The organism is Bradyrhizobium sp. CCBAU 11430, assembly GCF_028128855.1.
Taxonomy (GTDB): Bacteria; Pseudomonadota; Alphaproteobacteria; order Rhizobiales; family Xanthobacteraceae; genus Bradyrhizobium; species Bradyrhizobium ottawaense.
Map to the genome: position 1 here is coordinate 244,066 of NZ_LBJV01000006.1, position 11,006 is coordinate 255,071.

Sequence of the window (11,006 nt, forward strand, 5' to 3'; positions counted from 1 at the left end):
TGAGCTGGTTGTCTTGCGCCGGTGAGCCGTTCGGCCTCAGAGTTCATGCCTTTCGGACCGGCTCGGCGGATCGCCTGAGCTGCGCCGAGCCTCGTCGGGGTCCAGCTTACACAAGGATGGAGCCCGGGAGAGAACACTGCTTACGGAAGGGTTATCGGCTGGCGATCCGGAGGATGTCGGTCGTCGCACAAGCAAGCTGCCATTTCCTGCGGTGGCGAACTTCGGCGCTCAGGCGAGAAGCTGGGCCGCTGACGATTGCGGGCGGGAAAGATACCTGATGCCGGCGGCGATACGCCCGGATGTCACAGTGCTTTCACCTGCCTGCCCGCGGCGAACTGGCGCGCAAACTCTGCCGGCGAGCTTCAACCGACCGCGGATGGTCTGGATGTACGGGAGCTGAGCGTCCCGGCCGCTTTGACGAATCAAATCGGGCGGCGCACAATAACGCGGCCTATTTGCTGCTCTTGCATTAGGCTACGACGGCCCCAGCATCGCGCCTCCTTGGCCCCCAAAAGATGCTGGGGCTTGTCGTTGTTCATTGAGCGCTCGAGTAAGTCGGAGCTTCTTCGTTTCAACTGCAATGGCGCCGAGCGGCGCGGAGGCAATTTCAGTAGACCGGCGTATGGTCAGTCATTTCCCTGCTTTTTCAGTCGCCCACGAGCTTAGCAACGTTGGCATCGGCGGAAGAGCAGGCTCGGTCGCTCGATCAGCTTTGGGGAATTGAGTGATGGCCACGAGCTCACGACCGCAATCGGTATGACGGATCTGCCCGATCTCTTACAGCTCGATGCCGTGCGCCCTAAGCACCCGGTGCATCACCTCGATTTTGATCTCGCGGGCGATCTCGTTGACGATTTGAGGTCCGATTATCCGCTCGGCGTCAGCATCGCCCGCAAGACTCACTTCGGCGAGCCGTTGGTTCAGCCGAATTTGAAACTCCTCGCCCATCGCATCGATGAGCCGATCGTCCATTGCTGCGTGCTCTTCGGGGGCAATGCGCCTCAGCACCGTTTCCCAAGGTTGCCAGCGCGTCGCTAGATAGTCCGCAAAACCTATCGTTTCCTGCTGCCGCACCGTTGCCAGGGCCCTCTCAACGTCGGCGCGGGTGACGCCAGAGACGGAAAAAAAGCGCATGTCGGGGGCGACGTGTCGCAGCTCCAGTGGATCGCGCAATTGGGTCTGGTAGGCGAGATAGACTTCGGTCTCGTCGACCGGTCTGGAGTGACGAAGGACATTGACCTCCTGGCGCGCTATTCCGTCTAGCGCCTCCAACCGGAACATGACGCGGGCATGCTGGAGCAACTCGGCGAGCCGATCGTCGTACAGGCCGTCCTCGATGTCGGCGTTCAGACGTGCAGTCTGCATCCCGTTCCAGGCCAAAGTGATCCGATCCTGACAGCTCGCGCATGCATCGGAGGCCAACTGGAAAAACAACTCCCGCAGTCGAGGCCTCGCCGCTGCCTGCCGCAGATCCTCGACCACGGCCTGCCGGAATTCGCTATTGCCGTAGTTCACGGTGCCGGCAAGCCGGTCAAGGAAACGAGCGTAGTCCCGCACGCCAGGCTCGTCGGCGAAGCTTTGCCATGTTGCGATCATGGCTAGGTCGTGCCCAAACCAGTTTGCGACAACCTCGTGCAGCGGCCGGGGCGTAGGTTCCATTGCGTCTTCGCTCAACGAGAAAAGAATTCGCGGGCCGGCATAGTCCGCAGCACTCCTTGCTCTCAGTAGATTGCTCTGAACCCCCTCCCGCAGCGGATTGTCAGTCAAATCGAGGGCCGCATCGCTGGCTAGCTGCAGAAGGCTCGCCGGTACGTCCGTCAGCCCATTATTGCTAACATCAAGTACTTCGAGGGAAGCGGGGAGTTCCGGCAGCCGGACCAGTTGATTGTCGCTGGCCGTTAACAATTCGATCGCCGACGGGAGCGGCTCAGGCAGTTCGGTCAGCTGATTGGAATCGAGAACCAGGCTTTCAATGCTGGCTGGAAGATCGGGCAGGCTGGTAAGCTGGTTGCTTGGCGCGACAAGATCCCGGAGCGTTGACGGAAGCGCGGGCAGATTGGCCAGTTGATTGTCACCGGCGTCCAGGTTCTGAAGCCCGGCTGGAAGGTCAGGCAAGCTGGTCAGCTGGTTGCCTGCAGCATGGAGCTCCTCAACCGTTGCTGGAAGAGCGGGCAGGATGGTCAATTGATTATTATCGACGACCAGGCTCCGCAGCCCGGCTGGAAGATCGGGCAAGCTGGTCAGGTGGTTGCTTGCAGCGTAGAGCTCCTCAAGCGTTGTTGGAAGAGCAGGCAGACTGGTCAATTGATTATTATCGACGACCAGGCTCCGCAGCCCGGCTGGAAGCGCAGGCAAGCTGGTTAGGTGGTTGCTGTAAGCGCTGAGTTCCCGAAGGGTTGCCGGAAGGGCAGGCAGACTTGTCAGTGAGTTTTCGCCGATGATCAGGGACCGGAGCCGGGATGGCAGGTCGGCCGGCAGGCTGGTCAGCAGATTGCGCGCTGCATTGAGCACGCGGAGGCCCTCAGGAAGTGCGGGCAAGCTCGCCAATTGATTGTCTCTCGCGTTAAAGACCTGAAGCTCGGGCGGGAGGGCGGCGGGCAATGCCGTCAGGGAGAGGGAGGAGAGATTTAGCGCCGCACTACCGTTCTCCGGCAAAGCTCTCGTTTGGGTAATGGCAGTTTGGCGGTTCTCGTCTTCGTCTTGCCCCTCATCAGCCGCCCGCGCGTCCACAACCTGGCCCTGCGGCCCTGCCGCAGTGGGAGCGGACGGCCGCGCGTCCGTCAAAGCCTCGTCCCAATGCGCCGCAACGGGAGTGCCGGGTTCTGAGGCCTCGGATTGGGACGCTTCGGAGCCAGAAACTGAGAAAAAGCCGTCGCTGTCAAGCTGCGTCCGATTTGTATTCATTGTTGTCGCCCCCTATGGCAAAATGAAGAAAATGCGCTGGAGCGCCGCTTCCACAAAGCCGGTCTTTCATTGTGAGGATATCGAAGAAGAAGCGGGCAATCATGGAGCGCGGTCCAACCTGGAGGGCCGAACATGCTGGCCGATCCGGCGCACCAAAGACGGCGAGATGCCCGCACGGATCTAATCCTCGAAAGGCTCGCCATCTTGAGGGGGATCGGCTGCTTCTCCTCTTCCAGGTTGAGCTGATCAAGGTCGAGCCTTGTTGTCTGGTTCGAGGTGTTTTCAACCTAGGACATTGAGCTGTCGAGAAGCTGACTAGTCTCATCGCTAGAGCCCTTGCAGCTGTGCTAGATGCCTGCTGCCAATGGCTGAGATGAGTTCAGCCGAAATGCGCTCATCGTCACCCTCGCCTCTTCGCTCCTCGCCTGACTAGTCTTACAGGATCGGGAAAGGGCCTGCGTCGACGCATATCGCGGCCAATGGCACGTTCTGGCCCGGAATGTCGTCGCGCTCGGTGCCTAGCATGCCCCGCGGTCGACTGCGTCGAAGCCTTGCCTTTTGGCCTGCAGCGCAGCCGAACCAGAGAATTGGTAAGCGGCTTTCGCGGTCCTCTCTCTTGGTGATGAACAATTGCCCGACCAATTTTGACGCAAGTGCGTTCGGACACATGTGTCGACACCATGCAACCGACTGTGGCCTGATCCGGACGATACGACTCAGATTCAACAACACTCTCTTGTCGGGTGCTCCCGGAAATGCACGGACGCAGGCACGTCGAGCGTTCGATCATAAAGCGGGTCTGCAGGTGCCAAGCGAGTAGACAGAGCGATACGGTGATGCCCGAACTCATCCGTTCGGTCGATAGATCTGATCGAGAAAATCAATTTTACGATTTGGAGCGTCGTCATATAGACCGTCGAGAGCGGTTGGGGCTAACCTAAGGAAGCGATGTCTCGAATGAAAAAATCTGTGTTAGTGACCGCGAGCGCACTCGCGCTTGCAACGGCGGTGGTGCCTCCTTTTGCTGCAAAAGCTGCCGCGCAGCCGGTTGCGGCAAGTGCTCCGGTAGCCGATACATCATATCCTGAGTGCGTGGATGACCCGTTAAATGGTATCTGTGATTTGTTCTTCTGCTTGACCGATCCCTCGTGCGTTCGGCACTGACAACGGGGGACATGTCAAGCAGAGAATGAGGATCGAGCCTCGTGCGGCCGCTGCTCCGACAGCGGTCGCATCCTCATGCCGTACGGTTGGGCTGGCAGATGGTACAAGCCGCGCCTTCTTGTTCTCTAGATGACCAGAGTGACGCCTTCGTTACACACTTGTTGATGTCCGCCAATCCGTAACTGTCGTATCGGCGAAGATTGCGTAAACGGCACAAGTTATTCAGACGGCGACGCTGGATTCGGACAGGAGCCCCTGATCAATGTAAAGCTGCTCCAATCTTCAGGATAGATTGTTCTTCCGTGCTATGCTCCGATAGCCGTCCCGGCTCGATGTTTCGCATTTCGGACATCATAGATGTCATCCTTAGCTGTTCGGGTATGGCTAGGGTAACGGTCGTGGCGCTACGGACGTCCGGCTATGGTCGGAATTGAGTGGGGCCGTTTCCGGCATCATAAACATGGCACAGAGCGCGGCTGCGCCCGCGAAAAGCATGTACCAGGCGGGCACGAGTGCACTTCCGGTAAGGTGGATGAGCCAGGTGACGATCGGTTGAGCTGTGCCTCCAAAAATCGCTGTCGCAAAAGCGTAGATTGTCGCGAAGGCGCCACCACGAATGTGCCTGGGCAAACCTTCGGCCATGCTCACGTAGAAGGCGCTATACGAAATCGTTCCGATCAGGGTGAGGACGCTGAGACCTCCTAGAAGTGCGAAGGCACTGCGGCTCTCTGCAATCCACAAGAATACCGGATACGTCATGAGCAGTGCAGCGACCTGCGGCCATATCATGATACGTCGACGGCCTACGCGGTCGGCGAGCAGGCCGCCCAGCAGTGCTGCAGCGATGCCCACCGTGTTGCTGATGAGCGTAGTACCAAAGGCGAGAGGCGCGGAAACGCGGAGGGTGTTCAACGCGTAAGTGGTCATATATCCGGTAACATAAGTAGTGATCGTGCAGCCGGCCAAGATGACGAATCCCAGGCTCATGATGCGGCGATCGGGAGGCGATCGCCCCACAGGCTGGGTGACCCGAACCGGCGCCTCGGGGCAGTGCAGCGTTTCGGGCAGGGCGCTGCGCAACCAAAGTCCAAACGGCAACGTAGCGGCGCCGAGCAACAGCGCGATGCGCCATCCGTACGCATTGAGCGCCTCGCTTGTCATGGTGAGCGAGAGTATCTCTCCAACCAACGCTCCGGCCGTCGCAGCTAGTTGTTGGCTCGCGGGCTGAAAAGAGACAGCAAGCCCCCGGGCTTCGGTGGGGGCTGCTTCCACCAAGTAGGCGGTCGTCGGACCGACCTCACCTCCGAGAGCAAAGCCTTGCAGCAAGCGTGCCACGATAGCTAGTGACGGAGCGGCGAGTCCTATTGTCTCGTACGATGGCGTGAGAGCCAATAACAGGACCGCAGCGCTCATCATGGCAAAGCTGGCGGTCATCGCGGGGCGGCGACCGGCCCGATCCGAATACGAGCCGAGCACGATGGCCCCGATCGGCCTGGTCACAAAACCTGCGCCGAAGGTTCCGAGTGACAGCATGAGGCTGGCGAACTGGTCGGTTGCCGGGAAAAACGCCTGACCGATCTGTATTGCGAAGAAGCTATACGTCCCGAAGTCGTAGAATTCGAGAATATTGCCGATGGTTGCACCCAACACCGCGCGGCGTGTCAAGCGTCCGTCTGCCGGACCGCGGACGGGCTCCGGCCTCTCTCGAGTAGATTGCCTCGCCATCCCTCGACCTAATCTGCAGCGCGATGGCTAGCCCGAACATTTCGACCACGCGCAAAGTTGCATTCCATTTGCCCGAGCTCGTCCTCACAGCCACGCCTGTCCACGTGTAGGCTGAAGCGCGTAACGACGAACCTCACGGCAACGTCTGCAATAAAAATGCCCGCCTTTCGCGGCCACTTAACCCTTGGTCTGGATCGCTGGCCTGCCGGCAAGACAAATATGAAAACCTGCTACAGTTGTCGGGCGCCGCAGACATTGCGCTTCTGTGGAGAGTTTGCGACAATATGGAGGGCACCGAACACGACTGGCGATGTCACGCGCCATTTCAGCCGATTCCACTTGCTTTCGCTCCTGAAGCAGTCAGCGTGCCACGCCCTTGTCGCCAAGGCGCTTGCCGCCGCTCAGCGCGCCTGCGGCGGTCGTTCGCGCGGCGGACAAGATCCACCAGTCATCGGTGCTCCATCTTTGCGTCGCGGCCGGGGTCGCCGGCGAAGAGGGCGAACGCCTGCTCGCGGGACGCTCGCGCCTGGCGACTATCAAGGCCCGCGTCGTCCGTCATAAGCCGCATTCGGCGCCGCTCGCCCGCGCATCTTGGCTATCTCTTGCGCGAGGGCGTCACCCGAGAGGCCCCGGCTATTCGGCCCCGACGCCAAGATCCCGATCCCAAGTCGCTCCGTGAGCGTTGCCAAAAATTCAGGGTTGTACATCTTGGTCAACCACTTAGACAGCTGTTAGTGACGCCAGAGTAAGAGGACTAATCGTGTGCCCGGACGGGCGAGCACGAATGCGGCCTACGTTTCCTCGCTAAAGGACCCTTAGGGAAGCGGACATTTCGGCGGCGACGTCGCTACCGCGCGCTACGAATTGCGACGAGTTTCCTTATTCAGGACACGAGCGAATTCACTTTCAACACCCTGACACGAGCGCCATCTGCCTGACGCAGAGCGTCAATAGAAGCCGCGGCATAGTTGGCGAGTCGTATTGCCTGGCCTGAGCATGTATCTTCCGCTTGACCGATGTAGCTCCGGCCTGCCAGGCCTAGGTTGCATCATGGGTGCGAAGGATCGGAGGCGGGACCTCGCGGAATGCCCATCACAGCAGCGGCAGGCGCAGTCCCAGTATCATCCGCACCGCCGCACCTTCGGCCCGTACGCGGGATGATTGTCGGCTGCTTTGCGTCTGGGCGACTTCGTTCTTCATTCCATCAGGTGAACACGTCACTCCGCGCTTACCGGAATCTCACGTGGGTCCCGCTCTCGTCTGTTCTCGAGCTGGCGCGGCTATCGGCGCCATTCTGGTTAGCGGCCCCGAGCATGGGCGCGAAGCGGCAGCCAGAACGACTGGTCGCGGGCAGCGAGCGAACTAGATATGTTCGTGCAGGACTGGGTCTGGCTGCAGTCCGCATCACCTGGACCTCCTTCTTTACGGCGAAGTGCGCAATGCACGACGCAGACCCGCGCCCCGGTTGCGAGCCCAAGCGGAATGAGACTTGGCTCGGAGATGATCGAATCGGACGTGGCAGATGCGGCCGCAGATTTATCCTCCTTCTTCGACCTTTGTCAGCTTCTCGAAAGCCAGCCTCTTTAACATCCGAACTTGGCCTCTCGATGACGAAGCCACCCATCTCTGAATTCGTGACGAACTCAGCTCATTCCCTGGGTGAGATCTTCAAGAGGCCTTTGTTCTCATAACAGGAAGGAGAGCTTTATGGATCCGAACCCGATCGATAATGCCCATTCACCAGAATCGCCGACGGCACACGTCTGGACACAGGAAGATCATGAGTTGTTCAGTCAGGTCATGAATGAAGCTGGACCATCATCATCTGCCGCACCTGAGGAAGCGGTAGATGTCTCATTCGCCGTTCCACAGAGGTTTTCACACGGTTCGCAAATCGCCCCTGACGCGATGGTTGATAGGCTATTCCACCACGGTCTCTTGCCGGACGCGGACCAGCGGACGATGACTTATGAAATCCTAGGTCACCGCTACACGGCCGGTTTGGATGAGTCCAATCGTGTTCGCCTTGTTCTTAACCCTGCGGAGGACCAAGTGGTTGGGGCCGGCCGGGCGGGGGTACCGGACTTCGGAGCCTTCTTCACGGAGAACCGGCGTTTTGGAACGCCGCTACCACGGCAATGGGCGACACCTGCCCTAATGGACAAGCTGCGCCAAGAGGGTTTTATGCCGACCGCAGATAACTCCACCACAATCCTACTTAACGGACGGGCCTACAAAGCCGAATTAGCCGAAGGAGGGTTCGTTAGGCTTACACGGGAGACAACCGGGCGGTGAACCGATCGCGCGGGGCTGGAGGACTGCGATCACTTCGGTTGTCCTTAGCTGGAGAGACATTCGCCCCATAGTGGATTATTCGCGCCGCCAGTGGGTACGCATCCTCGGGCCCACTGGCAGCCCACGAGATGAACGGTCATCCTGGCCGTTTCGTCTCGTGGCGGCGGCCTGTCAATCCCACCCCGCCATATTGCCCCGGTATTGCCTCATCTGGGGATGTTAGTTTCGCTTGATCGATGTAGGTCCGGCTAACGTCAGTCCGGGATTGCACCATGCCGCGCAGGATCGGAAGTTACTGGAGTGGCGCGGAATGCCCATCACACGCGGCCAGCGCCGCAGCTTTAGCCGTGCCGGATGATCGTCTCGGCTGCTTTGCCTGAGCGATCCCAACAAACTCTGCAGGATGGTGTGGTGCAGGCGGATCTGTTCGGGGCGTTGCTTCGCGAGGCGACTAAGGATTGCATGCGCGGTCAAACCGGGCTCGGCCGCATGCCGGCGCTCGAAGTCGGCTGGGTCCGCGCAAGTGGGGTAGCGAAACCGGTGACCTGGAGGGGGTGCTCGGAAAACGACGTAGGCCCCGCCGATGCGAGCCTAGATAGCCTTGGCAGACCGGCGAGGTATTCTCAAGCAGCTGGCAGCAAAGGTCGCGTAGCCGCAACCACTGTCGCAAGTGGCTTCGCGTAGCGGTGAGATCGCATGAGCGTATTTATCGGTCGGGAGTCCGGCCAATTGGCTACCAGATCTGGGCGTTGGCAAGCAGTACCTTCGCAGTAGGATCACGGCAAAGAGCGCATGCACATAGGTGTGCGCAAACAGCTTCGAAACGCGGAAAAGAACGCCATGGCGAACATCAATCTCAGCTCCCAATCCATTGCAGGTGCACGCGCCGGACAGCGAGCCATCACCGCCCTGAGAGTCATCAAATGGAGAGTGCTGGCCCCGAGACGTCGAGGTTTCCAGATGACACGCGGAATGAAGCCGATGGCGCGGATGGTCGCAGCAACAAGGCGCGCGCTCGCCATGTACGATCTCGACCGGTGCTGCGCAATCTGGTGGCTCTATCGTCTCCATTTCGGAGTCACCGGCGACGCGATGTTGGGGCTCGCCGCGGTCTCGGTTGCCCAGGAAAGATCGCGCTGCGGAATTTAGAAACCGTGCATCGAGCGCATCCCAGCTCGGTTGCAAGGGCGTGCTCAATCGGCTTTGATGCGAGCTCCGTCCGAGCCAAGAGATCGAGCTGTTATTAGTGCAACGAGCTTTTTGGTGGACGAGCTTTGGTTCGGGGGCAGAGTTGGGCTCGCCTTGTCCAAGGCGGGTGATATGCAATCGTAACAACCGGGTGTATAGCGTCAATCGCAACTTACCAATCCTCGGCTTCAGTTGCGCGCCGAGGACTGGTCATCAGAAAACTTCAGAACGGCATCTAACAATCTGAAGTTTGGAGCCTCGTTAGTGAGGTCCTTAATTGAATTTGTAAGAGGCCTGAAAGAACGTGCCCCACCGTTCCATGCTGTACTTCGCAAATGTTGGCGGCCACCGATCGCAGCCGGGTTCGCAGTGCCTGCCTTTGGCATCCTTGTTTGTCCACATGGCCCAATAGCGGCCTCCAACGCCTAGACTGATATTCTTGGTGACAAAGTACGACAGAAGGCCTTCAATTTGGACTCCGCCGCCACCATTGCCGTATTGTTCAGAAAAGGTGGTCTCATCTCGCAAGAGATGATAGTCGCGGCCTTTGAAATCGGTCCAGGGCAGGTAAGCGATATCAGCATTCAGGCGCCAGCGCTTGGTCAGCATAGTTTCGGCGCTCAAGCCGATTCGAGGCGCATTCCATTGTGTATCCTCCGCACCGATAATTCTAGCCTCGCCCGGCTTCAGACATGCTTCATCCCGAGGGGCGATCCGAACGCAACCAATGGAGTCTGAGCTCTGGCTGTAATAGGCCCAGCCTATAAATGCACCGACCTTGTAGTTCGCGCTGCGCAGGAAATCGTAACCGGCGTCCGCCGTGTAATATGCGAACCTTCCATTTGACTGACCTGAAAGTGTAGTTTGGTACGGGTATAATTCGTTCAGGACCCCCCAATCCTCGTCGTTCATCTTCCCTTTGTTGAAGCTTCCGATGCCAACGTTCCCCTTCAGGAACACTCCCCAGGGACTGTCGACGCGGCCGAATACCTCCCCCGAAAGCCCGTCCAGTCCGTGATAAGTGAGCCGCGATACGAGTATGCTGGGGTCTAGGACATCGTTATTAAAAATTGCGCTGTGATCCCACTGGAATCGTCCCCGGCTCAGCCAGAGCCGCGAGCCGCCTTCGAAGGACCAACCGGGCGCGTAGGAAATGGGTAGTACGCTGCGCGCTGACTCCGCATACGGCGCATCGGACCTTGGTGCGGCCCCTGGGTCCACGCCAAAGTGGTAGTTCAGACCAACTCTTCCGATGTGATAGTTGCTGGACAGGCTAGTTGTGTTCGCCGGCAGAATCGTAGGCGGAGATAATTGCGCCGTCGAAGCGGTGGCGACACTCGGTCCGGCGAAATGCAGATAGTCGTACTCGACATTCACCGACCATGCAGGCGTAAGGGCTTGCTCGAGACCGAGCCCGATGACGCCACCAACTCGGCCATAGTCGAAATGGGTTTCCTCCTGTGGCTGGCCCTCCGGTTCCACGTTGTTGACGACGTCGCCCCGATTGTTTTGCCAGGCGACGCCCGCCTTGAGATAGGCAAGCGTCTTCCCGAGCGCGCCGAAGGCGTAGCCGATGCGGCCGGTCCCGGTCGCAAAGAGGTTGGGACCTGCGTTGCAGTTTGCGCTTACAATCCAGTGGGAGGCGGCTAGGCAGGTGTTTGAGCCGTTGGCGGCAGCTGCGCTGGCATCCAGTTCGAGGCCGAACACCCAACTGTTATTCTGCCAATTGT

5 protein-coding genes are annotated in these 11,006 nt (G+C 59.2%); 2 read left to right on the top strand and 3 right to left on the bottom strand.

Features of this window, described 5'->3' with window-relative positions:
* Nucleotides 1-777: 777 nt before the first annotated feature.
* Both XI04_RS04865 and XI04_RS04870 read right to left on the bottom strand, forming a co-directional pair.
* Nucleotides 778-2,904 (bottom strand): NEL-type E3 ubiquitin ligase domain-containing protein, encoded by a 2,127-nt coding sequence (locus tag XI04_RS04865; protein WP_271623525.1) that lies wholly within the window; start codon nucleotides 2,902-2,904, stop codon nucleotides 778-780.
* Nucleotides 2,905-4,452: 1,548 nt separating this feature from the next.
* Entirely contained in the window at nucleotides 4,453-5,793 is a 1,341-nt protein-coding gene (locus XI04_RS04870) for an MFS transporter (protein ID WP_271623526.1), read from the bottom strand.
* Nucleotides 5,794-7,500: 1,707 nt separating this feature from the next.
* On the opposite strand from XI04_RS04870, the gene XI04_RS04875 reads away from it, so the two are divergent.
* Entirely contained in the window at nucleotides 7,501-8,088 is a 588-nt protein-coding gene (locus XI04_RS04875; RefSeq protein ID WP_271623527.1) for a hypothetical protein, read from the top strand.
* A gap of 840 nt (nucleotides 8,089-8,928) precedes the next feature.
* Nucleotides 8,929-9,237 carry a hypothetical protein gene (locus XI04_RS04880; protein ID WP_271623528.1) on the top strand — a complete coding sequence of 103 codons (309 nt, stop codon included), beginning with the start codon at nucleotides 8,929-8,931 and terminating at the stop codon, nucleotides 9,235-9,237.
* Between the two features lie 312 nt (nucleotides 9,238-9,549).
* On the opposite strand, the gene XI04_RS04885 is transcribed toward XI04_RS04880, so the two are convergent.
* Nucleotides 9,550-11,006: outer membrane beta-barrel protein (locus XI04_RS04885; RefSeq protein WP_271623529.1), on the bottom strand; the 1,457-nt coding region annotated here is incomplete at its 5' end.